Source organism: uncultured Mucilaginibacter sp., assembly GCF_903913935.1.
Taxonomy (GTDB): Bacteria; Bacteroidota; Bacteroidia; order Sphingobacteriales; family Sphingobacteriaceae; genus Mucilaginibacter.
Window position 1 is genome coordinate 1 of record NZ_CAIWNH010000081.1, and the last position, 22,942, is coordinate 22,942.

22 protein-coding genes are annotated in these 22,942 nt (G+C 41.3%); 9 read left to right on the forward strand and 13 right to left on the reverse strand.

Annotated elements, in window-relative coordinates:
- The first annotated feature begins 539 nt into the window (after positions 1 to 539).
- Positions 540 to 2,417: a PAS domain-containing sensor histidine kinase gene (locus QZY09_RS03080; RefSeq protein WP_295667916.1), complete on the forward strand. Its 1,878-nt coding sequence runs from the start codon at positions 540 to 542 to the stop codon at positions 2,415 to 2,417.
- 222 nt (positions 2,418 to 2,639) lie between these two features.
- Here QZY09_RS03080 and QZY09_RS03085 read toward each other — a convergent pair whose 3' ends face one another.
- Both QZY09_RS03085 and QZY09_RS03090 read right to left on the reverse strand, forming a co-directional pair.
- Entirely contained in the window at positions 2,640 to 3,065 is a 426-nt protein-coding gene (locus QZY09_RS03085) for a hypothetical protein (RefSeq protein WP_295667918.1), read from the reverse strand.
- 52 nt (positions 3,066 to 3,117) lie between these two features.
- Positions 3,118 to 3,507: a hypothetical protein gene (locus QZY09_RS03090; RefSeq protein WP_295667920.1), complete on the reverse strand. Its 390-nt coding sequence runs from the start codon at positions 3,505 to 3,507 to the stop codon at positions 3,118 to 3,120.
- A gap of 376 nt (positions 3,508 to 3,883) precedes the next feature.
- On the opposite strand from QZY09_RS03090, the gene QZY09_RS03095 reads away from it, so the two are divergent.
- Complete coding sequence (locus QZY09_RS03095) at positions 3,884 to 4,549, forward strand: GAF domain-containing protein (protein ID WP_295667921.1); 666 nt, start codon at positions 3,884 to 3,886, stop codon at positions 4,547 to 4,549.
- A gap of 23 nt (positions 4,550 to 4,572) precedes the next feature.
- Complete coding sequence (locus tag QZY09_RS03100; protein WP_295667923.1) at positions 4,573 to 5,022, forward strand: histidine kinase dimerization/phospho-acceptor domain-containing protein; 450 nt, start codon at positions 4,573 to 4,575, stop codon at positions 5,020 to 5,022.
- An 18-nt stretch (positions 5,023 to 5,040) separates the two neighbouring features.
- Here QZY09_RS03100 and chrA read toward each other — a convergent pair whose 3' ends face one another.
- From chrA to QZY09_RS03115, 3 genes are all read right to left on the reverse strand, one after another.
- Entirely contained in the window at positions 5,041 to 6,162 is a 1,122-nt protein-coding gene (gene chrA / locus QZY09_RS03105; RefSeq protein ID WP_295667925.1) for a chromate efflux transporter, read from the reverse strand.
- A gap of 235 nt (positions 6,163 to 6,397) precedes the next feature.
- On the reverse strand, positions 6,398 to 6,886 hold the full coding sequence (locus QZY09_RS03110) for a hypothetical protein (protein WP_295667927.1): 489 nt from the start codon (positions 6,884 to 6,886) through the stop codon (positions 6,398 to 6,400).
- Between the two features lie 60 nt (positions 6,887 to 6,946).
- Positions 6,947 to 7,630 (reverse strand): AraC family transcriptional regulator, encoded by a 684-nt coding sequence (locus QZY09_RS03115; RefSeq protein WP_295667928.1) that lies wholly within the window; start codon positions 7,628 to 7,630, stop codon positions 6,947 to 6,949.
- 505 nt (positions 7,631 to 8,135) lie between these two features.
- Here QZY09_RS03115 and QZY09_RS03120 point away from each other — a divergent pair.
- The 3 genes from QZY09_RS03120 to QZY09_RS03130 are packed head-to-tail and all read left to right on the forward strand — an operon-like array spanning position 8,136 to position 10,767.
- The gene (locus QZY09_RS03120) at positions 8,136 to 8,540 is read left to right on the forward strand and encodes an EVE domain-containing protein (RefSeq protein ID WP_295667930.1); all 405 of its coding nucleotides are present in this window, start codon (positions 8,136 to 8,138) and stop codon (positions 8,538 to 8,540) included.
- A 45-nt stretch (positions 8,541 to 8,585) separates the two neighbouring features.
- The gene (locus QZY09_RS03125) at positions 8,586 to 9,701 is read left to right on the forward strand and encodes a carbohydrate-binding family 9-like protein (RefSeq protein ID WP_295667932.1); all 1,116 of its coding nucleotides are present in this window, start codon (positions 8,586 to 8,588) and stop codon (positions 9,699 to 9,701) included.
- Entirely contained in the window at positions 9,694 to 10,767 is a 1,074-nt protein-coding gene (locus QZY09_RS03130) for a family 10 glycosylhydrolase (protein WP_295667934.1), read from the forward strand. Before QZY09_RS03125 ends, QZY09_RS03130 begins: the two co-directional genes overlap by 8 nt.
- Before the next feature lie 11 nt (positions 10,768 to 10,778).
- Here the strand turns inward: QZY09_RS03130 and QZY09_RS03135 are convergent, their stop codons facing one another.
- The gene (locus tag QZY09_RS03135; RefSeq protein ID WP_295667936.1) at positions 10,779 to 11,300 is read right to left on the reverse strand and encodes an acyl-CoA thioesterase; all 522 of its coding nucleotides are present in this window, start codon (positions 11,298 to 11,300) and stop codon (positions 10,779 to 10,781) included.
- Positions 11,301 to 11,516: 216 nt separating this feature from the next.
- Between QZY09_RS03135 and QZY09_RS03140 the strand changes: the two genes are divergently transcribed.
- A complete protein-coding gene (locus QZY09_RS03140) occupies positions 11,517 to 13,772 on the forward strand; it encodes a DPP IV N-terminal domain-containing protein (protein ID WP_295667937.1) in 2,256 nt (751 codons plus the stop codon).
- Between the two features lie 436 nt (positions 13,773 to 14,208).
- Here the strand turns inward: QZY09_RS03140 and QZY09_RS03145 are convergent, their stop codons facing one another.
- From QZY09_RS03145 to QZY09_RS03165, 5 genes are all read right to left on the reverse strand, one after another.
- Positions 14,209 to 14,424, reverse strand: a complete 216-nt coding sequence (locus tag QZY09_RS03145; RefSeq protein ID WP_295667940.1) for a hypothetical protein — start codon at positions 14,422 to 14,424, stop codon at positions 14,209 to 14,211.
- Positions 14,425 to 14,790: 366 nt separating this feature from the next.
- Positions 14,791 to 15,489, reverse strand: coding sequence for a DNA repair protein RadC (gene radC / locus QZY09_RS03150; RefSeq protein WP_295667942.1), 699 nt, complete (start codon positions 15,487 to 15,489; stop codon positions 14,791 to 14,793).
- 146 nt (positions 15,490 to 15,635) lie between these two features.
- Positions 15,636 to 16,301 carry a hypothetical protein gene (locus tag QZY09_RS03155; protein WP_295667944.1) on the reverse strand — a complete coding sequence of 222 codons (666 nt, stop codon included), beginning with the start codon at positions 16,299 to 16,301 and terminating at the stop codon, positions 15,636 to 15,638.
- Between the two features lie 121 nt (positions 16,302 to 16,422).
- Positions 16,423 to 17,424 (reverse strand): YncE family protein, encoded by a 1,002-nt coding sequence (locus QZY09_RS03160; protein WP_295667946.1) that lies wholly within the window; start codon positions 17,422 to 17,424, stop codon positions 16,423 to 16,425.
- Positions 17,425 to 17,598: 174 nt separating this feature from the next.
- Entirely contained in the window at positions 17,599 to 19,080 is a 1,482-nt protein-coding gene (locus tag QZY09_RS03165) for a glycine--tRNA ligase (RefSeq protein WP_295667948.1), read from the reverse strand.
- A gap of 356 nt (positions 19,081 to 19,436) precedes the next feature.
- On the opposite strand from QZY09_RS03165, the gene QZY09_RS03170 reads away from it, so the two are divergent.
- Positions 19,437 to 19,613 carry a hypothetical protein gene (locus QZY09_RS03170; protein WP_295667950.1) on the forward strand — a complete coding sequence of 59 codons (177 nt, stop codon included), beginning with the start codon at positions 19,437 to 19,439 and terminating at the stop codon, positions 19,611 to 19,613.
- Positions 19,614 to 19,620: 7 nt separating this feature from the next.
- Here the strand turns inward: QZY09_RS03170 and QZY09_RS03175 are convergent, their stop codons facing one another.
- On the reverse strand, positions 19,621 to 20,781 hold the full coding sequence (locus QZY09_RS03175) for an aminoglycoside phosphotransferase family protein (RefSeq protein ID WP_295667952.1): 1,161 nt from the start codon (positions 20,779 to 20,781) through the stop codon (positions 19,621 to 19,623).
- A gap of 201 nt (positions 20,782 to 20,982) precedes the next feature.
- Positions 20,983 to 21,600, reverse strand: a complete 618-nt coding sequence (locus QZY09_RS03180) for a carbohydrate-binding family 9-like protein (protein WP_295667955.1) — start codon at positions 21,598 to 21,600, stop codon at positions 20,983 to 20,985.
- 452 nt (positions 21,601 to 22,052) lie between these two features.
- Here QZY09_RS03180 and QZY09_RS03185 point away from each other — a divergent pair.
- A partial coding sequence (locus QZY09_RS03185; protein ID WP_295667957.1) for a site-specific integrase occupies positions 22,053 to 22,942 on the forward strand: 890 nt, incomplete at its 3' end.

The window sequence follows — 22,942 nt, forward strand, 5'->3', positions numbered from 1 at the left end:
GCAAACTTGGTTTACTGCCTAAATCAGCTCCAAATCTGCAACCAAAAACGGCTCACCATGCCCGGGCATCATTAATGTTTCAGGTGAAAAATAGCTTTTTATAAAAGCAAAACATGCTTTCACCCTTTCTTTTTTGCCGCCCGGCAGGTTGGTTACTGTTTTTATGCCCTTTATAAATGACTCATACGGAACCAGTAGGGCCTTTAACTATAAAACGACTTGTTGAAAGGTTAACACATTGCATATGGCGTTTATTATTATATAGCTGATATATTAATATTTAGTTAGATGTCAGGCGTGGTTTAACAAGGCGTTTTGAGAGTCGGGGATATTAAAACGATATTATCTGCGGAAAAAAAAAGTTTGATTTTTTACCGAAACAAACTCTTATATTTGATCTGGATTATTAATTGGTTGTTGAGCTTTTTTTATTTTTATTACGGTGTTTAATAGCTTGTAAAATCGTTGTTGATTTAAGGGTATAAAGCCGCTATAGATAACGGGCTTACGACATTAACAGGAAAATTACGCAGAACCCAATGTCAGTGCATGTTCAAGTCCCCGATAGTATAAAAAAGCTGGCTGCTGCTCATCAGGACCTGATGTTGTTTTTTAATGCGATGGATGAGGTTTTTTTCTCCGTTGATATGATCAACGTTAAGGTTATCCAGATCTCTAACGGCTGCGAAAAACTATACGGACACAAAGCATCCGAATTTCTGGAAAATAACAGGCTGTGGTTTGAGCTGATCCACCCGGACGACAAACACCTGGTGGATGGTGAAGAAGAAATATTACAACGCGGCGAAAAGGTTAGCAAGCAATATCGCATCATCCGCAAAGATAAAACAGTACGCTGGGTGGAAAATAAAGTGGTACCGTGCCTTGATGAAATGGGGAGGTTGACCAGGGTAGACGGCATAACACGCGATATTACCGATAGTAAAGCGGCAGAAGAAAAACACCGGCAAAGTGAGACCTGGTACCGGCAGATTGTTGAATCGGCACAGGAAGGGATATGGACGATTGACGAAAATGAAAAGACCAATTTTGTAAACAAAAAAATGGCCGATATTTTAGGATATAGCCCGAACGAAGTGCTTGGGAAAGAGCTTTATGACTTTATGGATGAGGAAGGCAAGGCGTACGCTATTGCCTGTATGGAAAGAAGGAGGCGAGGGTCAAAAGAAAACCTGGATATACGATACAAAACCAAGACAGGGGAAGATGTGTGGGCCAATATCTCTGCGAACCCGATAATTGACGAAACCGGCAAATATAAAGGAGCATTGGCCATGGTGACCGATATTACCCAACGCAAACTGGACGAAGAAGCAATAAAAAAGTCGGAAGCCAACTTGCGAACCATTTTTGACAATACAGATTCATCATACATCTTGTTTGATGCGGATATGAAGATATTGTCATTTAATGCATTGGCAGATAGATATTCCATCCAGCAAAACAGTAAAAAGCTTGAGGTAGGTAAGCGAGTGCGGGACTATTTTACCGCGGAACGATGGCCATTTATAAAAGAAATGCTGGATGGAGTGGCTAAAGGCGAAGCGATTAGCTACGAAATAAGCTACCAGCGCGGCGACCGGACGACGCAATGGAATAACGTACGATGGTTAGCCGTAAAAGACAAAAATGACCAAAACTGGGGTTTTATATTAGCCAATAAAGATATTACGGAGACTAAAACCGCTGCCCTTGAACGCGAAAGGATAACAGCCGACCTGATACAGCACATAAAGGATCTTGAACAATTTACCTATATCATTTCGCATAACCTGCGCGCACCCGTGGCAAATATTATTGGCTTGTCTGAAATGTTAATGGAAGAAGACCTTAACCAGGCCGAAAAACAGGAAGTGGTGGAAAGAATCTCTCTCTCGATCAAAAATATGGATACCGTGATCCAGGACCTGAATCAGATTTTACAGGCACGGGAGCTAACGAATGAAAAAAAGGAAAAAATTTATTTTATGGACCTTGTCACTGCTATTAAAACAAGTATAAATAATACCGTAGTTGGCAAAAAAGTCCAGTTCAACTGTCAATTTGATGTCGATTCTATTTTTAGTATCAGGAGCTATCTGTACAGTATTCTTTATAACCTTTCCTCAAATAGTATTAAATACTGTAAACCAGGCATCGCGCCGGTAATTACCATCGAAAGCCATCAACTTAAAAACAAGGTAGAACTGCGTTTTAAAGACAATGGTAAAGGGATAGACCTTCTTAAAAATGCATCGGATTTATTTGGCTTGTATAAGCGCTTTGATACCACAACCGAAGGCAAAGGGATGGGCCTTTTTATGGTAAAGACCCAGGTTGAAGCCATAGGCGGGACGATTAAAGTAAAAAGCAAACTCGGCGAAGGTACTGAGTTTGTTATGCGTTTTGCGGTATAGCAGGGAAACCATTAAAAGGCAGTATCAAAAGTCTCGTGACATGAACGGCAACCAAATTATATTTTTTTTGAGCGATTAGATCTTTGTGTCCATAGTGTTCTCTCTTAGTGTTCCTCGTGGTGAAAATAAACAACAAAGGGCACAAAGAACGCCAAGTCCAAATATTATTTCGCTGGCTTTTTAGTTCATAGACTTTTGAAACAGCATCTTTCAATCCGGGTATCAAACTGTTTCTTCAAATTTATCCGCGGCCACCCTGATCCTGTCATCTGGTTCACCTTCTAATTCAAACAACAAAGTGACTTTTCCATCCTTACCCATAATAGTGATCGTGACATTTTTGTTGTCTCCATTTTGATCGGCAATAACAGCCTTAATAATGGTTTTTCCTTCTTTGTAAGCTATAGGCCAGTTACAGGTGTCGGCTGTGATGGTTCCGCTCATTTTATGGTCGTCGTTTACTGAGATATTGATATCGGCTTTACCTATTACCACAACCGCTTTTTCGTCATCAGTGCGGGTAACATTGCCGTTGCTGTCCAAGTGTTCGGTTTTTGAAGTTGTGATAGTAAACTTTTTGCCGCATTGGGCAAAACTGAGGGTAGTACCTGCTACCAGCAGAGAGAGGATGAGGGCTATTGTTTTCATTGTTGTTGTTTTTGTTAACGAATTCATTTTTTGTTATCGGTTGCATTAATAGCTAATTTTCTGCTAATAATTGTTTTACCCCTTCGCACATTTTTTTAATGCGGAAATAGGATGCTGTTGAATTTTGTGTTTTATCCAGCCTTATTTTTAATCTCCCCGGAGATTCCTTTATGTAAAACCGTGTATTATCCGGCAGTGAGGTGGTGGCATCAACGTAATCATTTTCCGAACTACCCATCTGGTTTGGTTTGATGCTCTCATTAATATAAGCCTGAACCTTGCGGGTATTTGATCTATCGTAATGTGCCGAAAATTCGTAAGTGTCTTTCTCTTCACTAATGGAGATGGAAATGTTGTGGTTAAAATCCTCAAACTTTGACCAAACCAGGAAGATACTTAACGCAAGGATGCTGAATACAGCAAAAAAAACACCTGTTTTCATATCTGATTTTTTTTATAATGTTTTACCTCAGGGCCCCGTGAAGCCCGTGAATATTTTAATTGTTTTGTAAAGATATATGTTTAGGATAGTAATATGCAATACATAGTTCTATAAAAAATACAATAATTGTTTAATGTATTGATTTTCAATGAAATAAATTTTATTGGGATTTTTATTTCTGGTTATTAGATCGAGAAATGGAATAATTCGATAAAAACTGTTGTGAAACTTAAATTATTTTACCTTAACTATAGTTTTAGCATAACTAAATCTGTCTTTTGTTCGTATAACGACCATATTTGTTAAATTGACAATTAAAAAACAGTGTATTTCATACTTGTAAATGTAACTAGCTTAAAGTCCCCGGAACAATTAAATGATTATTGAAGATTTACGTTTACAGGCAATGTCGGGCATAATTGAATTGGCCCGGGAAAAAGATAAGGAATTGCAGGAGATCGTTGAGCAGGCGTTTGCTATCACCAATATGTCCTACGCGGTGATTTCATTCACGGGCAACGAGGCCGCTTATTTAAGATTAAAAAATGGCTTTATTGAAAAATCAATTTCAAGGCATTTGAGCTTTTGCGTCCATATGACCTTGCATAACGGTGCGCTTACCATAAACGATACATTGCTGGACGAACGCTTTACGGGGAATCCAATGGTGTGCGAGGATCCCGGCATAAGATTTTTTGCAGGCGTTCCTTTGATCACCCAAAAAGGTGAAAGAATAGGTGCCCTGTATGTTTTGGATCTTAATCCGGGATTTTTAAATCAACATCAACAAATTGCGCTTGAATTGCTTGCAAACCAGGTTATAAAAGTGCTTGAGTTTAGGGCGATGGCAAAAATGCTTGAAAAAAAGCAAACCGAACTAAAGGAGCAAAAAATACTCAACAACGAGGCCAATATCAGGCTTCGTTCATTTTTTGAAAGCTCAACCAATTTCCAGGTGCTTTTGGGAAAACACGGCGAAATAATCGACTTTAATAGAACCGCATACAATTTTATCCGAATGGTGCATATGCCAGGTTATTAAGGGGTGATCAGCTCATTAAATATTTGGAGCCTGCATTTGTTGCCACATTTATCAGGTTGTATAACCAGGCTTTAGAGGGCCAGCGGGCTTTTGTTGAAGGATCAACCGACTATGAAGAATTAGGCTTAATATGGTGGGAAGCTACATTTGAAACTGCCCGGAATGACCAAAATGATATTATCGGAGTATCTTACCTTATCCGGAATGTAACTGAGCGAAAAATTAAAGAACAAAAAATAATAGCTCAAAATGCGTCTCTCTTAAAAATAGCCCATATACAGGCGCATGAGTTCCGTGCACCGCTTACTTCAATAATGGGGCTGATGGGACTTATAAAGGAACACGATTATAATGCGCCAAAAGAATACCTCCAATTGCTTGAACAGGCTGTTGAATCTTTGGACGTCACCATAAGGCACATCGTTGGCAATATAGATGATACGGTTAACCCGCAGTTGGTTAGCGGTAGTTAATGGAATTTTTCAAACCGGTTATATCAGGCAAAGCAGGTAACCCGCTGCAGCGCCACCGATAATTACAAAGGCGCTGTTTAGTTTTTTATTAAACAAACTGACAGCAATTCCAGCAACCAGGATCAAAACCGTTTTCCAGTTATTTACTGAATCTTTGCCCATCTCAATACAGACCGCCAAAATCAAAGCGATGGCGGCTACATTTACTGCATCCAAAAACGCAGACATGGCCTTTGATTTTCGAAGCCATGAAACCAGCGGATTTAAAAATCCCACAAACAAAAATGATGGCAGGAATATGCCGATAGTAGCCTTTGCCGCGCCGGCTAACCCACCCATTTGCCAGCCAATAAACGTAGCCGAAGAAAATACTGGCCCCGGAGTAAATTGCCCAACTGCTATGGCATCAATTAAAGTTTGGCGCGACAGCATCCCGGTTTTTACCAATTCCGAATCGAGGAAAGCAAACAGGACGTAACCGCTGCCGTACAAAATTGCCCCTACTTTAAGAAATATCCAGAAAATCTTCCAATCTGTACCATTTCCGGAAACAGCTAATGCAGGCAGCAACGCAAAAGGCCCAATGGAATTTAAAGCGCCAAATTTATTTCTGATATAGTAAATCAGGATGGCAGCAAAGCCCGCCCCAAAAAGGATAAGCACCTCGTTGATACCCACAACGGCTAAAATGGCGCATGAAAGGCCAATGAACCATAGTTCTATATTCTTAAGTGCCTTTTTTCCGAGCGTTATCATTAGCGATAGGATAACGCCGATTATGGCTGGTTTTATGCCATAAATAAACGGCTTAACCTGTGGCAAACGCCCGTATTGCTGATAGGCCCAGGCAAATACTGCAGTTATGATCACAGCCGGTAAAATAAAACAGGCGCCTGCCACAAGCAGGCCTTTCCAGCCGCCTCTTTCCTTACCGCAATGCAAGGCCATTTCGGTTGAGTTTGGACCGGGGATCAGGTTGGTGGCCCCAATCAGGTCAATGAAATGCTCATGGGTGAACCATTGGCGTTTCCTCACCACTTCTTCTTCCATCATGGCAATATGTACTGCCGGACCGCCAAAACCAATGATGCCTAATTTAAAAAATACGCGGGCAATCTCTTTCAGCTTATGATCTTCCATGCGGTAATGGCTATAAATTTTTTAGCCGGGACTAATTTAGGCTTTTGATATTAAAATAGTATTAACGCAGAGGAACGGTATTTTGGTGACATAGCACTTAAAATTACAATAAGCTACTTCCGGGTAATTCCCGCTTATTTTCAGCTTTTTAATTTCAACAGTATTTTAATTTTATCTGCAACATCAACAAAGTAGTTGCAACGAAAATATGATATTCATATTTAAAAAACACATTTTAATAGATCCCATCTGAAGCTACGATGTTCTCAATCGCAACAGGGAGGAACCAATACCATAAAATGAAATCGAATAAATGATTTGCAGACGAGTTGCCGGGCGTAATTTTAAGGACGGGACTTCCTGACCCCGTCTTTAGCCCATATGCAAGCACGTCGTGGTTGTTTTCCATAATAGCGAATTCAGCAAGTGGATTATTCCTGAAAATCAATTTGTAAGTTTGTTGATAAAGATCGATCAGCATCGCATTAGCATACCATTTTTTCGTGTAAATCTTTCCGATCTCATTTCCTTTGTCGTCTAGGATTTTAACCTTATTTTTCCAGATTCCTGTGCGTGAAAAGTGGTATTTTTCTTCACCGATGACAATATCAGCTTTTCTTTTGGTTGTACCCACTTCAATTGTCATCCTACCTGTTTCTTTGTGATTCACAGTAAAAAGGTAATGTCCTGGCGTTATAGTTGCCCATCTTTTTGTATGTTCCATAATTTTTGTTTTTATAAAGTTCATACCTATAACAAAAACAAAATTGTACAAAAAAGACATCTATCTGATTTCCCAAACAATCCCAGCCTTGTCGAGGACGGTGATGGATTTAAAAAATCTGCGCGGGCTTAGCTTTGTAAGCTTCTTAAATTCCCTGATGAAATAAGACTGATCATAATATTGGAAAGCATAGGTAATTTCGGTGAGATTTTTAAGCTCATTAGAAATGACTTTTGAATGTACCGATTTTCTGAAGCGCGCGACGCGCCGGTATTCGCTTGGTGCGTAGCCTATGGCGGATCTGAAATTCCTTTGAAAGGTTTTAATGGTCATTTCTGACAGTCGGGCTATTTCAGCTATGGACATTGCTGTTGAAGTACTTTCAAGGTGTTCCAAAGCCTTGCCAAGCCAATTATCATCCGGCCTGCATATATTGGCAATTAAAAACTCATCTATCAGGCGAATGCGGTCCGCAGTTGCCTGGACGCTAAAAAGTATTGTTGCGAACCGGGTCCAGTTATCAAGCTCAAGGGCCTGGGAAAAGTCTTTAAGGAGTAGTCTGGTATTTGAGCCTATAAATGGATTAATTCCAAAGGGCTTAAATATAATGGCTACCTCTTCAAAATTACCGCGATAATGGACAAATACAGGTTTGATATATCGCCCTAATATTTCTATATGAACTGACCTCTCATTGTCCCCTGCCTCAATTTGAATTTCATGGTCGCCTCGGGTTATGATCACATTACGAAAAAAGGAAAGCCCGGTATAAATGTGTGGGAATGCGATATAACTAATGGTTTCTGGTCTTTCACCGGAAAAAACATAGTAATGCTCCACGTATTTTTGCACTTCCTTCGATAACGGTTTAAAAATATTCAACAATTGTTTCTGGATATATGATTGCCGATGGTCCGATTCTTTGCTAATAAGTTGAAGTACTAAAATATAAAAAATAGGATAAAAATACTTCATTAAATCAAATGCAATGGTGTTTATGTTCGGAGTATCTCAAATTCAGTTTATCCTATTTGTAATTCCCATACTGGTTTCCACTATAACGCGTGCAACAGTATCGCAAACCAGCCGCCTATCAATGGGATTAACCATGGGGGGCAGTAATTCTGACCTTCACAAAGAAAATATGTAGTGTTCTGCTTAAATGTTCATAATTGTCATCGTTCCTCACGTTCTCATTTCTTATTCTCCCGCATTTTTCCCAATTTTACGGGCGACATATATCAACTAAATGAATTATTGGCTCATCAAATCAGAACCCGAAAAATACAGCTGGGAAAAATTTAATAAAGATGGCCGCACGTTTTGGGATGGCGTACGAAATTATGCGGCACGCAATAACATGCGCGCAATGAAAGAAGGCGATCTGGCATTTTTTTACCATAGCAACGAAGGCAAAGAAATCGTCGGTATTGCTAAAGTGGTAAAAGAAGCCTACCAGGACCCTACTACCGACGATACCAATTGGGTAGTGGTTGAATTTTCACCTGTCGAAGCGTTAAAAAAAACGGTTACCCTTGCGCAGATAAAAGCCGAACCCATGTTAAGCGAGATCCAGTTGGTGCGGCAGGGGCGGTTATCTGTAAGCGCTGTAAAGCCCGAAGAATTTGATAAGATCCTGGAAATGAGCCGCTGATTTTTGAATTAAGTCTTATGATTGACTAAAAGCTATTTGCTCAATTTGAAAAAATTTATTTTCCTGTCCGCGGCTTTCTACAGCTCATTTTTCCCCCTGGCTTCCAATGCGCAATCGCCTTTCAGTGTTTTCGCAAATTTATTTACCATACCCAAAAACTATACGGTTACGTATACTAAAACGCCACCTACAATTGATGGTGATTTAAACGATGCTGCCTGGCAGCAGGCCAAATGGACCGATGATTTCCGCGACATTGAAGGTGATTTAAAAGCTAATCCGCAGCTGCAAACCAATGTGAAGATGCTTTGGGACGATAGCTGTCTGTATATTGCCGCGCGGCTAGAGGATCCGAATGTTTGGGCGTATATCAAACACCATGATGAGGTCGTTTTTCGCGATAATGATTTCGAAGTTTTTATCAACCCGAACAACACTACACACCAATATTTTGAACTTGAATACAATGCGCAAAATACGGTTTTCGACCTTTTGTTAAACAAGCCCTACCGCAATGGCGGGACGCCTATGTTTAGCTGGGACGCTCCCGGGATGCGTTCGGTAGTTAAAGTACAGGGAACGCTCAATAATCCATCAGACAGCGATAAGGGTTGGACCATCGAGATCGCTATTCCCTTTAAAGCGCTGAGCCTGGGCAATAACGTGCAAGTGCCTGCTGAGGGCTCCATTTGGCGCCTCAATTTTTCGCGGGTGCAGTGGGATACCAGGGCTACGGACGGTAAATACATAAAGCTGAGAGATAATGCCGGCCATAATTTGCCGGAGCATAACTGGGTATGGTCGCCGCAGGGTGTGGTGGATATGCATTGCCCCGAGCGCTGGGGATACCTTTCGTTTACTAAAAGTAACATAAATAATACAACGTTTAACCTGCCATATTTTGAACAGCAAAAGCGATATTTATGGCTTGTTTACTATCATGAGCAGCTTTGGTACCAGCAGCATCATGGTTATGCGGCTTCGTTAAAAGCGTTTGGCCTGGGTAAACTGGTAGTGATAAATAAAAACAGGAATGTCCTGAGTGTAGAAGCTACCCGGCACCAGTTTATGGCTTTTATAAGGGACAAAAAGGATAATACCACCTGGACAATCAACCAGGAGGGGCTTGTACGGAGGTATAATTTAACTTCAAATGAATAAACGTGAATTTTTAAAAACCGGTCTATTGGTTACTGCGGCGTCAGCTATCGGTTTAAAAAGCGAAGCAGCAGAAACTTTTGCCAATTCTAAAAAAAAGAAACACAAAAACTGGGTTTGGATAGGCCCAGATCCAAAAGATACTGAGGACCAATTAAAAACACGCTATACTGCGTTTAGAGCCGGAGGAGTAACCGGTGTGTTTTTTGAAGCCGACAGTGAGAAACATTTTCGTGCTGCTAAAGCAGCGGGTTTAGAGGCGCATCGCTGGATCTGGACCTTTAACCGTGCCGAACTGTTGGGTGTACACGACGATTGGTACAGTAAAAACCGCAACGGCGATTCATGTGCCGATAAGCCTCCCTATGTAAATTATTACCGCTGGCTTTGCCCCTCGAGGCCCGAAGTACAACAATACCTGGAGCAACAGGTAAATGATATTTTAGATAAAGACTACGTTGACGGCATCCATTTGGATTATGTGCGCTATTGCGATGTGGTTTTGCCGGTTAACCTTTGGGGCAATTACCATATTGAACAAACAAAGGAACTGCCGGACTATGATTATTGCTACTGCGACGTTTGCCGGTCGAAATTTAAGGAACAATACGGAACCGATCTTTCGGATATTCAATATCCTGAAGCAAGCCTTTCATGGCGCTTGTTCAGGTATAACAATATTGCCAGGGTGGTGAATAGCTTATCAACGATTGCCCGTCAGCATAAAAAATTAATTACGGCGGCTGTTTTCCCAACACCGGAAGTTGCCCGCCGTAACGTAAGGCAGGACTGGACCAATTTTAAGCTCGACGGCGTTTGCCCGATGATCTATCATGGGTTTTACAAAGAAAAGGTAAGCTGGATAGGGGATGCTGTTACGGAAGGGATCCATTTTTTATCAGGCTCATTCCCCCTATATGCAGGGCTTTACCTGTCTGATTTTAAAAGCGATGACGAGATAAGGCAGGGGATACAAATAGCATTGAAAAACGGCGCGTCAGGCGTGTCTTTTTTTGGCAATGTTACCCCATCGGTTTTGGATATTTTAAAGCAGGAAACGGCTGTTTAAAGGCGGAATTATTATTGTTCGTCGCCAAAAAAAAGCGCCTTTAGCTCGGTTGCATCGTTGGGCTTCATCTTACCTGCTAAAATCAACCGCAATTGCCTTCTTCGCAGTGCGCCTTCGTATAATACCATGTCCTCAATCGTGTCTGGGATCACTTCCGGTACCGGAGTAGTCCGGCCGTCCTGATCAAGGGCCACAAAGGTGTAAAAAGCCTCGTTGCTTTTTATCCGCGTGCCTGAGGGTATGTTTTCTGCCCAAACATCCAGCCTTACCTCAAGGGAAGTGTTAAAAGCCCTCGAGACCTGCGCCTCGATGGTGATCACATCACCCAGTTTAATGGGTTGCTTAAAGGAAACGTTGTCAACCGATGCCGTAACCACTATCCGGTTGCAATGCTTTTGAGCTGATATGGCTGCAGCAATATCCATCCAGTGCAGTAAACGCCCTCCCATTAAATTATGCAGTGTATTGGTATCATTGGGCAATACCAGTTCATTCATGATGGTATGTGATTCTTTGGGCGTTTTTCCTTTCATAGTTGGATTGTTTGTGCAAAGATACTTAATGAGGCGAAAGGTAAAAGGCTAAAGGTAAAAGGTTTTTGAAATGCTCAGGGTAATTTGATCACTAATTTGAAAATTATAGTATAATTTGCCTTTTACCTTTTACCTTTCACCTTTTACCTTTCACCTTTTTCCTTTCACCTTTTTCCGTTAGCTTTATCCCCGTTAATAAAAATCAATTCGTCTTTTATGAAGATTCAATTTATGCGGGTTAGTTTGCTGGGCTTGCTCTCGATCTGTGTTATTTTTCCAATCGGCCTTAAGGCGCAAACCAAACAAACTTATACCAGTTTAGAAGATGCTATCCGGTCTGCCGGCAGCCTGTATGGCAATGCTGGTCCGCAAAGTGTTAACTGGACAAACGGTGGCAATAAATATTCCTATATTGATAATGACGAGATCCGCTCCATGGACCCGCAAACCTTAAAGGATGAATTGATCTTCAGCAATAAAGGGTTCACTTTTCCCGGAGGTACAAAGCCCTTCAATTATGAGTCATTCCAATGGTCGCATGACTCTAAGCACCTGGTTTTTAAAGCCAATTTCAGGCCGATCTATCGCCGCTCGGGTGTGGCGGATTATTACATTTACGACCTGGAAAGCAAGCAACTCAAACAGGCTGCAAAGGATGCCCGTACTGCGGAGTTATCTCCTGACGGCAAAAAGGTAGGGATGGAGCGCAACGGAAACATGTTTGTATATGATTTTGCTGCCGCGAAAGAAAAGCAGTTAACTACTGATAAAACCAGCGAAAATGGCACCTTTAACGGGCATTATGATTGGGTTTACGAAGAAGAATTTGGGCAGGCCCAGGCCTGGAACTGGTCGCCGGATAGTAAATATATGGCCTTCTGGCAGTTTAATGAGCGTGCTGTTCCCGATTTCCAGATGACTAACTTTGAAGGCAATCATCCTGAACAAGTGCATATTTCTATCCCGCAGGTGGGCGATCTAAATCCATCCGTAAAAATTGGCGTGGTTGATGTGGCTACCGGCAAAAAAGTTTGGCTGACGCCAGACGAGACCGGCGATTTTTATATCCCGCGGATTTACTGGACGAGCAACCCCGATGTTTTGGCATTGATGACGCTTAACCGTGCGCAAAACCACATGAAGCTCTACTTTTTTAACGTAAAAACCGGTGAACACCATGTGGTACTCGATGAGAAGAACAACACCTGGGTAGCTATTTTTAACTTTTATACCAATGTGAACGATATGGTTTACTTTCCCGAAAAATCAAAAGAGTTTTTCTGGGTGTCTGACCGTTCGGGTTATTACCATATTTACCATTATGGTTATGATGGCAAGCTCATCAACCAGGTAACCAAAGGTAACTGGGATATGATCAAAGTTACGGGAATTGACGTGGAGGCGAAAAAGATCTATTACCTGTCGGCAGAAAGTGGTGGCCTTTACCAGGAGCCTTACAGCATTAATTTTGATGGGAGCGGGGAGACGAAGCTTTTTGCGGTAAGCGGTTTTCACGATGTAAATATGTCGCCCAACACCAAATACTTTTTAGATACCTATAGCAACCATACCACGCCAACCCAGGTAACACTGAACGATAACAAAGGCAATGTGCTGAAAACGCTGGTGGATAATCACGAAGTAAGCGATTACTTGAAAGCGCATCAATATGCGCCCGAAACGCAATTTAAGTTTAATGCCAGTGACGGTACTTCATTGGATGGCTTTTATATTAAACCGGCAAATTTCGACGCGAGTAAAAAATACCCGTTAGTATTGCTGGTGTATGGAGGCCCTGAATCGCATGAGATCTTCGACCAGTTTGGTACCGATACCTGGGCACAATGGCTGGCGCAGAATGGCTATATGGTTGCCAATGTAAATAACCGCGGCTCGGCTAATTATGGCAGTGCTTTTATGAAATCTGTTTATAAACAATTGGGCAAACTGGAAAGCAGCGACTTTACCGACCTGGCACGCTACCTGGCAAAAAATATGTCGGTGGATAGCAGCAAAATGGCCATAATGGGAACCAGCTATGGCGGTTACAGCACTACCTATACACTGTTAACCCATCCAGGCGTGTTTAAGGTGGGTATAGCGAACAGCCCGGTTACCGACTGGCGTTTGTATGATGATGTTTATACAGAGCGTTATATGGCCCCGCTGAAAGAAAACGAAGCAGGTTACATCAAAAGCGCGGATATGACGTATGCGGCTAACCTGAAAGATCATTTGCTGCTGATCCATTCCATGAGCGATGATAACGTACACCCGGCAAATACGATGCAGTTGTTAACGGCTTTAACCAATGCAGGTAAAGATGTCGACCTGCGCATCTATCCCCCTGGTGCACACGGCGCGGCCTATAACTGGCAAAGCTACCTCCTGATTGAAAATGTAAGCTTTCAATACCTGGAGCGCTATTTAAAAGGGAATTACGATCTGCCGAATCTGAACGAAGCAAAATAATCCGCAGCTGATGAGGCAAATCGCGTTTAAAAAACGAATGCCGCGTATAGGGCTACTCTTTGCAAATGGGTGAGGTTAAGCCACCGGCCCTGTAAGGGCCAAATATTGGTAGAACAAAAAATACAAAAAAAAACCGCGCCGTTAGGTGCGGAACCTCGCGAATGTTGCGTACCTACGGCACGCTATCCCTTCTTTTATATTTTCTACCAATATTTGGCACCTAACGGCACCTTCAGAAATTTATTTCTCCCTTAATTTAATCACATTGCTCATACGGGGTAATATTTTGTTGGTTTTTTGCTACAAACAGGTAGCCCGCCAATTGTGGGGTATTAATAGCTTATGAGTTTTTCTTCAGTATAAGGCATACCTTAAACTTTGAATATTTAAAACCGGGTGCCCTGCGACTCTGATAACACAGGCGGTTTACAGAGTTTTATTCTTTTTTAGGTTTGCCTTCACCGCCTAACTTTAGGGTGTAGGCAGATTCCGCGGCATCATACGATTGCTTTAAAATATCGGTATCAGTAGTATTTTCATCCACAGGGGTTTCATCCAATCCGATGGAATGAATATCCTGTTGGCTTTGCTGATCGGCGGTATCTGAACTATCTGAATCGTCGGGTAATAATTCGTCTTCTGGATTGATCATGGTTTTAGTATTTGGTGATATAAAGATAACGATATATTGGAATGGATGTTTCGGGAATATTTTAAAAAAACCTCGGTTGGCGTATATATCTGCTCCAAAAACGTCTTAATTGAGGCGGCTCCTAACGGAACCCGGCTCATTTTCTGTTTTATTCTATAAACACGGGGCTCCGCTGGAGCCAATTCTTTTTTTTTAACAAAGCAATTCTACGCTGTCGGGAGTCAACTGTTTATAGTGACACCCGGAATTTCTCCTGCTCAAATCACCGGGCTATAATTCATTTTAATGCTTGTGCCGCTCAGCTTTTCATTCATTCGTGAACATTCGGTCAAATTCGTGCAATTCGTGTCATTCCATTCGTGTCAATCAAAACAACCCTTCATCCGCAAAACTAAAATAGCCCTGGTCCGAGATGATAAGGTGATCGAGTATTTTGATATCGAGGATATTGCCCGCGCTTACCAATTGTTTGGTTAATACAATATCGTTCTGGCTCGGCTTTAAACTGCCTGAAGGATGGTTATGGATCAGTATGATATTGCTGGCCTGGTGCTGCAGCGCTACGCCAAATATTATTTTAGGGTCGATAACGGTATTGGATAAACCGCCTTTGCTGATGAGTTCTTTTGCCAGCACTTTTTGCGAACGCCCGGTTAATATGATCCAGAATTCTTCATGATTCAGGTCTACCAGGTGGCGGCGCATGATGTTGTAGGCGTCTTTGCTGCTGCTGATGATATCGGGGGCTTTGGTTTCAAAATCGTTCCTGCGTCGGCCTATTTCCAGTGCGGCAATGATGGAGATAGCTTTGGCTTCGCCGATGCCTTTAAAGTTGGAGAGTTCGTTAATAGAGGCTTTCCCCAGTTTGTTCAGGTCGTTATCGTAATGATGCAGGATGCGTTTGCTCAATTCAACCGCCGTTTCATTGCGGCTACCGGAGCCAATGAGGATGGCAATGAGTTCTGCATCGGTTAAAGCACGTCGGCCCTGGCCCGCCAGCTTTTCCCTTGGGCGGTCCTCTTCTGCCCATGATTTGATACCGATCTTGTTTTCGTAGTTGGCCATTTTTTATTTCGGATTTCGGAATTTTTCGTGGGTAGTTTCTTTTTTTATGGCACTCAAGAAGGCTTAGCCTTTTCGATGTCGGATTTAAGATTTAGAATTCGATTTAGATTGGTCAATTTCGGATTTGTTTAGCATAATTCCAATTCTCAGCGCGGAGGTTCATAAACATCTTCGGGATGTTTTCGCTTTAACTCCTGGAAATCCTTTTCCCTTTGTTTTTTATCTTCCTGTTCTTTCCAGATCGGGGAAGTCCAAAACCTGGTATCATTTAAATTGAACGGGTAACGACCATTCTCATCTTTTTCAGTCGCCCGTAACCTGAAATAATATTCATGTATCAAGTTTATTATCCTGGTTTTACTCGGCGAATTATCATAACTCGGGCCTATCCATGATAAACTTAGGGTGTCCTTTTGCCTGGTACCCAGGTAGCAGCTCCCAGCATAAAACCAGTTTGAACTAAAATTAGGGTCAGGTAATTTTGTGCTTAAGTCTTTTGTTAAAAATAATATGGCTATTTTATTAAAATCCGGACTATATAAAATGGTGTCAATTATTATTTGTGTATCGTCATCGTAAATATGACTTTCAAAAAAATCAGTATGGTTATTTACCTGATGTCTGAACTTTTTTGAGATCTCTGCCCGATCTTTCGCGTATATTTTTTTACTAGCCACAACGTGACTAAGATATTTTTCGGGGGTGTCCCTATTCCAGCGAAAAGACATCCGCCCGTAGATGAAAATAAAATAAAACAGGGTGAGGCCAATCAGCAAGACCAACCCCGAAATAATTAATACTTTTTTTGTCATGGATCCTTTAATCCCTTTTGGGTTGGTTTAGCTGTAGAGGATTATGGCAATAAGGTACGGAAATTATTCAAAATACTTAACATTGCCAACTATTTAAAAGCTGACAATGCTAAATCTAATTTTACTGGTTTACCACCAACACCCTGAAGGTGCCCGGTATAGCAGCTGGCCTGAAAGATTTCGGGTCCTTAGGTTTAAAATCTGCCGTAGGCAAATAGAGTTTATGGGTGATCTGATCCACCGCGTTTGTACGCGCGCCTTTTGCTGTTTTTAAAACCTGGGCAACAGTGAATTTATCCGGGCTGAGTTCTTTGATAATGGTTAACGTTCCTTCGCCGTTTGATGAATAAACTGTTTTTAGTTTCACATCAAAACCAACCGCGTCGCATTCGTCGTCGATAGGTAGGGTGGTAACTATTTTTCCATTTGTAGCATCCATCACTACCAATAAATTACCATCGCAACCTGCAAACAGGCGCATGGTTTTGCGGTCCATTGCTAAACCTGACGGGCCTTTGCCCGGGGCTAATGGCCAGGTATGAATAATTTTATAGGTTTTAGCGTCAACTACGTCTATCTCGCTTTTCTCGGCATTGTTTACGTAGAACCTGCCTTTACCATCGCTGGTAGCGGTTTCGGGCCAACCGGTTAGCTGTATGGTGGCTACCGCTTTGTCTGTTGCCGGGTCAATCACCGTCATGTTTTTGCTTTTGCCATTGCAACTGATCACTTTTTTGGAGAAAGTATCATAAAATATACCATCGGCAAATTCGCCGGCAGGTACATGGCCCAATATTTTGTTGGTTTTCAGGTCGAAAACTGCTACACTATTTGCACTACCGTTGGTGATATAACCTTTACCCATTGCATGCACCAATGCAATGCCATGTACATCTTTATCAGTTTTGATAACGCCGATCGAGTCGCCGGTAGTTTTGTTTAAAACGTTTACCTGGGTGCCATGCGAAACGTAGAGGTTATTTGATAATGAATCAACCGTGATGTAATCATACCCCCCGCCGCTTTTAATATGGTAGGTATTGGCAACATGATAAGTTTGCGCAGTTACTGCGGAAATAGCAAACGCGGAAACTACCGCAACAGAGAGGATAAATTTTTTCATTACAAGTCGGGATAAATTGTTCATTTACACTAACAATAATACGAAGGAATCCCGGCAATATAAAAAGCAATCGACGGATAGGAAAGGTTTATAGATAAGGATATAAATGATTGGAGGATTTTAGATTTGTTCAATCCTGAAATCCTCCAATCCTACGAATCATTGTTCAAACAACTACGCCAGCAAATTCCTCCAGCTCACCTTATCACCAATGATTTTTTGAAGTTCTGCTGAATTAACGCGTTCCTGCATCATGGTGTCGCGGTAGCGGATGGTTACGGTATCGTCTTCCAACGTCTGGTGGTCAACCGTGATGCAGAAAGGCGTACCTATGGCATCCTGGCGGCGGTAACGCTTGCCGATGGCGTCTTTTTCTTCGTATTGCAGGTTAAAGTCCACCTTTAGCCTGTCCATTATCTCGCGGGCCTTTTCAGGCAAACCGTCTTTTTTGATCAATGGGAATATAGCAGCTTTAACCGGCGCAAGGCAGGGGTGAAGCCTCAATACAGTACGGCTATCCTGTTTTTCCTCGGTGCTCAGATCTTCTTCCTCAAAAGCGTTGATCATCGTCAGTAAAAACATCCTGTCCAAACCGATAGAGGTTTCAATTACATAAGGGATATAGTTACCAAAAGGTTTCCCGGTTTCAGGGTCGACTTCCGGATCAAAATATTGCATTTTTTTCGTCGAGAACTTCTGGTGCTGGCTCAAATCGAAATCAGTACGGCTATGGATCCCTTCAACCTCTTTAAAACCAAACGGGAAATCAAACTCAATATCATAAGCGGCATCAGCATAATGTGCCAGTTTGGTATGCTCGTGGTAACGGTATTTTTCGGGTTCGGTACCCAAAGCAAGGTGCCATTTAAGGCGGGTTTCTTTCCATTTGTTAAACCATTCCTTTTGGGTGCCGGGGCGTACAAAGTACTGCATTTCCATCTGTTCAAATTCGCGCATGCGGATGATAAACTGGCGGGCTATTACTTCATTACGGAAAGCTTTACCAATTTGCGCGATCCCGAAAGGGATCTTCATCCTGCCGGATTTTTGCACGTTCAGGTAGTTTACAAAAATACCCTGGGCGGTTTCGGGGCGAAGGTAGATCAGGTCGGCATCATCAGCAACCGCGCCCATCTGCGTACTGAACATCAGGTTAAACTGGCGTACTTCTGTCCAGTTGCGGGTGCCGCTTACCGGGTCAGCAATTTCATGCTCTATAATCAGTTCCCTTAAACGCGGCAAATTCTCTGCCTTAAGGGCATTATCCATTTCAATTTGCAGCTGTTCTGCTTTATCTGTTTTGCCGTCCTTATCATAACGTGCAATTTTATCTTCCAGTAACTGGTCAGCGCGATAACGTTTTTGCGAATCCTTGTTATCGATCATCGGGTCGCTGAAACCATCCACGTGTCCGCTTGCTTTCCAGATGGTAGGATGCATAAATATGGCAGAATCCAACCCGACAATGTTCTCGTGCATCTGCACCATGGCTTTCCACCAATAGGTTTTGAGGTTATTTTTTAATTCCACCCCATTCTGCCCGTAATCATAAACAGCGCTCAGTCCGTCATAAATTTCACTGGAAGGAAAAACAAAGCCATATTCTTTTGCGTGCGATATAACATTTTTAAAAAGTTCGTCGGTTGATTTGCTCATAATAGCGCAAAGATAGGATTTTTGGGAAAGTCCGAAAGTCGGAAAAGTCGGAAAGACAAAATACAAGTCATTTAGTCATTGGGTCATTGAGTGGGCGGCGGTTGTCTGGTCGTCCGCCATTCCCCCGGCCACCTTTTGGACAGGCGGACAGATGCCTGAACCAGATATGTAGGATTTGATGATTTATAGGACTTTTTACTTACAGGGTATTTTTGATGATGTTAAACAAATACTTACGCGATTAAAGATTACTATTTTTGATTAGAATCTTTGCAGTTTTAAAACCGTATAAATATCTGTTGGTTTCGTTTTTCCTTTTATTTGGACTTACTTCTTACTCCCAAAAGGTTACAGGAATGGTAATTGATAGAAGCACCAAACAACCCATCCAAGGTGTGTTTATAAAAGCCGCGTTGGTTACAACCCGCAGCAGCCAGCTCGGCCAGTTTGAGATCACTATAGCCCATCCTACGGATAGCCTTAAAAAAATACACCCGGGCTATCAAACGCGTTTTGTTGCTACAGGCAAATGAATTTTTATCAAGCGTCCTGCTTTATTACCGGTACTTTTAGCGCAACCCCGGCTTTTAAATTATTCCACTCGGTTTGTACAATATTCTCCAGCTCCTTTTTGTTCAGCTCAAGCATTTTAAACAGTTGTATCTGTGCGTGGGTACGCTGCAAATTATGGCCTGCAAAATGTGTTTTATAATAAACGTCGCCCTCCAGGTAATCCGTCAGGAACCTCACTGCCTGCATGTAAGGCAATAATAATACACCCATCATCAGCGATTTTAATTCTGCTTCCGTAAGGAATGACCTGGTTTCACTCAAATATCCTTTGGTAAACTCAGCAAACAAAGGGATATTTAAACGGATTTTATTTAAATCAGCCTCGTCTTCGGCAGCAGTATTTATTATCGTCCGGATGGCATCACCAAAATCAAAAGCTATATAGCCCGGCATAACCGTATCCAAATCAATTACACACTGAATATTGCCGTCCTTATCGAGCAGTATATTGTTAAATTTGGTATCGTTATGGGTGATACGTAACGGCAGGATATTTGCCTTTCCCAACTTTGGGATCTCATTCATAGCTGCGGCACGGCTTTCCAGGAAATCAACTTCTTCTTTAACCTCTTTTAACCTGCCGGCGGTATCCCGTTCTATAGCTTTCCTGAAATCAAACAAACGTTTTTCAATATTCAGAAAGTCTGGAATAGTATCGATGAGGAATGCCGGATCAAGATCGGATAAAAGATATTGGAATCTGCCGAAAGCGACACCGCCCTGGTAGGCTTGTTGTTTGGTGGTTACCAGGTCATAGCTTTTAGTGTCAGCCAAAAAGCAGGTCATCCGCCAGTAATTGTTCTGCAGATCTTTGTAATAGTACTTGCCTCCTTTTGTTGGAATGAGTGTTAAAACTTCCCTGTCAGGGTTGCCGCATGTTTCGCCTATTTTATGTTTTAAATGAGTTACAACACACAGCATATTGTTCATTAAACCGTCGATATTTTTAAATACAAAGCTGTTTATTTTTTGAAGTAAATAGCCGGGATGTGTACTTCCCGGATATTTTACAAGGTAGGTGTCATTTATATGTCCTGATCCAAAACCTGATATTTCGAAATCGCCCTCTTCAATATTAAATTGTGCAATGATGCCGGTAAAATCATAAAGCATTGCGCTGCTATTCATATATGTTTTTTAAACCTGGGTTGCGCTTGTGTGTGTTTATGTAAATGTAACCTCATACAAATTTAATATTTTTTTGCGTGTCCGTGCACATTGGTCTCTTTGCAAATTGATAATGTTTTTACCGTCGTTTATCTTCAGGATAAATCAATCAGGAAAAGAATCGGTTTGTGTCTTTTAAATGAACTGAATTGTACCAAAAAATTACGGCAAATGAAAGTTTGGCTTAGGGCTGTCAATGGCGCTCCAGCTAAGAAAGTGCGGCTCGGGTAGGTTGTCGCCGCATTTAAAGAAATTTACCCGCGCAATGCTGTCAGTTAACGGGTTAATATTATTGTAAACAAACAACGATAATGGTATGCGTAAAGTAAGCTCCCATGCTATATGGCCCGCCGCATCAGGTTGTGATGCTGTTTTACTCAGACTTTCTATTTGACAAATTGCGGACTTTTGCAGGTGGGCACGATCATGTTTACCCGGGCCGTAGCCGACCAGGGGCGTTCCGATCCGGTTAAACTCTAAATTGTAGTAATTTTTGTCATCGCCAAGGGCAATAAAAAACTCAACACAGGTATCTTCAAAAACAGGATCGTTAATTTCGTGATATACTGCTGTGATATACTTTTCAGTAACAAAGTATTTCAATAAAATGCTGTCGCCCGAATATGCAATAGCAAAAGAAACATTTGGTTGATAGCCACTATTAGTCCATAATAAGTTGTCAATGCTATGTCTTGTTGCCCCGTTTAAAAAAAAAGAGACATCTGTAATTGCAGTAGCGGCTGCAATGTTTGAACAATAGGGGACGCGGAGATACTTCATTGTGTAATTATAATGACAAAAATAAAGTGTCGGCTAATATGTTTTAATTAACAAATAAACCGTTCGGCTTGGAAATTAAGAATAAAAGGGTCCTTCTCATCAAGAAAATTATTCAGATTTTCTTTCGTTACAATATCCAAAGGAAGGTATTTAAGTATCGTTACTTCTTTTTTGAAAAGAAGGTGTTAGCCATAAGCCATGGATATGACTTTTATTAAAAAAAGGTCATTTTCGTTTGAAAATGACCTTTGAAGTTTTTGTGGTATCAGCTGTACTCGAACCTAAGCATTTCTTTCGATTAAGCCCGGTTAAACAAAAGGCCATTTAAGTATAAAAGAGGCTATTTTAGTTAAGCGAAATAAAGCAAGATAAAACTAAATTAAAAAAAAGTGTACCCAAATTTGTACCCATAGTAAAAAACAGTTAGCTTTGATTAATCAACATTAAAAATCATGGCAGAGGTTAATTTTTATCTTAGGGAAACAACCCCAAACAAGGTAACGGCAGTAATGATGTTTTTCTCATTCAGGAATAACAGGTTTAAAATCGGTACGGTTGATAAGATCAATACTAAGTTTTGGGATAGCGAAAATCAAAGGGCAAAGCAAACAAAAGCTTTCCCGACATACCCTGAATTTAATACAGGCTTACAGAATAAAACGAACATTGCATTAGATGTTTACCGTTCTTATTTGAATGATAACGAGCAGCAGCAGCCTACACCAGATCATTTAAAAGAGTTGATTAAGGCTAAGTTACTTGCTGATAAAAACAAAGGCCAGGAACAGCCGGAAATCATTACTTACAACCTTTTAAGCTTTGTTGAACTATTCATTAAAGAATGTGAAACCGGAAAACGTTTAAGCGATAAGGGTACACCAATTCAGCCTAATACGATCAAAATCTACAATACCCTTAAAAACAACCTCGAAGCATTTAAGAAAGAAAAGCGGTACAACCTAAGTTTTGAAAATATAGATTTAGCCTTTTTCGAAGATTATAAGGACTATATGACTTTTGAAAAGAAGTACGCTACAAATACACTTTCAAAGCATATCCGCGTACTAAAATCAATAATGAATGACGCGGTTGAAAGAGAGTTAACAAAAACAGCTTTTACCGGGAAACGGTACAAGGCAAAAACCGAACAAACGGAAACCGTCTATTTAGATAAATCAGAATTGAAAAAACTCTATGAACTTGATTTGTCAAAGGAAACCCGTTTAGAACGTGTCAGGGATTTGTTTCTTGTTGGTTGCTGGACTGGTTTAAGATTTTCTGATTTTAACGATATAAGCCCTAAAAACATCAAAGGCGATTTTATTGAGATCAAAACTCAAAA

Excerpts from the sequence above, each read along its gene's own strand:
- QZY09_RS03165 (WP_295667948.1), bottom strand. The coding sequence starts at position 19,080 with ATGAGCAAATCAACCGACGAACTTTTTAAAAATGTTATATCGCACGCA.
- QZY09_RS03135 (WP_295667936.1), bottom strand. The coding sequence starts at position 11,300 with ATGAAAGGAAAAACGCCCAAAGAATCACATACCATCATGAATGAACTG.
- QZY09_RS03170 (WP_295667950.1), top strand. The coding sequence starts at position 19,437 with ATGGTAATTGATAGAAGCACCAAACAACCCATCCAAGGTGTGTTTATA.
- QZY09_RS03130 (WP_295667934.1), top strand. The coding sequence starts at position 9,694 with ATGAATAAACGTGAATTTTTAAAAACCGGTCTATTGGTTACTGCGGCG.
- chrA (WP_295667925.1), bottom strand. The coding sequence starts at position 6,162 with ATGGAAGATCATAAGCTGAAAGAGATTGCCCGCGTATTTTTTAAATTA.
- QZY09_RS03080 (WP_295667916.1), top strand. The coding sequence starts at position 540 with ATGTCAGTGCATGTTCAAGTCCCCGATAGTATAAAAAAGCTGGCTGCT.
- radC (WP_295667942.1), bottom strand. The coding sequence starts at position 15,489 with ATGGCCAACTACGAAAACAAGATCGGTATCAAATCATGGGCAGAAGAG.
- QZY09_RS03140 (WP_295667937.1), top strand. The coding sequence starts at position 11,517 with ATGAAGATTCAATTTATGCGGGTTAGTTTGCTGGGCTTGCTCTCGATC.
- QZY09_RS03110 (WP_295667927.1), bottom strand. The coding sequence starts at position 6,886 with ATGGAACATACAAAAAGATGGGCAACTATAACGCCAGGACATTACCTT.
- QZY09_RS03145 (WP_295667940.1), bottom strand. The coding sequence starts at position 14,424 with ATGATCAATCCAGAAGACGAATTATTACCCGACGATTCAGATAGTTCA.
- QZY09_RS03090 (WP_295667920.1), bottom strand. The coding sequence starts at position 3,507 with ATGAAAACAGGTGTTTTTTTTGCTGTATTCAGCATCCTTGCGTTAAGT.
- QZY09_RS03085 (WP_295667918.1), bottom strand. The coding sequence starts at position 3,065 with ATGAAAACAATAGCCCTCATCCTCTCTCTGCTGGTAGCAGGTACTACC.
- QZY09_RS03095 (WP_295667921.1), top strand. The coding sequence starts at position 3,884 with ATGATTATTGAAGATTTACGTTTACAGGCAATGTCGGGCATAATTGAA.
- QZY09_RS03160 (WP_295667946.1), bottom strand. The coding sequence starts at position 17,424 with ATGAAAAAATTTATCCTCTCTGTTGCGGTAGTTTCCGCGTTTGCTATT.
- QZY09_RS03155 (WP_295667944.1), bottom strand. The coding sequence starts at position 16,301 with ATGACAAAAAAAGTATTAATTATTTCGGGGTTGGTCTTGCTGATTGGC.
- QZY09_RS03180 (WP_295667955.1), bottom strand. The coding sequence starts at position 21,600 with ATGAAGTATCTCCGCGTCCCCTATTGTTCAAACATTGCAGCCGCTACT.
- QZY09_RS03120 (WP_295667930.1), top strand. The coding sequence starts at position 8,136 with ATGAATTATTGGCTCATCAAATCAGAACCCGAAAAATACAGCTGGGAA.
- QZY09_RS03175 (WP_295667952.1), bottom strand. The coding sequence starts at position 20,781 with ATGAATAGCAGCGCAATGCTTTATGATTTTACCGGCATCATTGCACAA.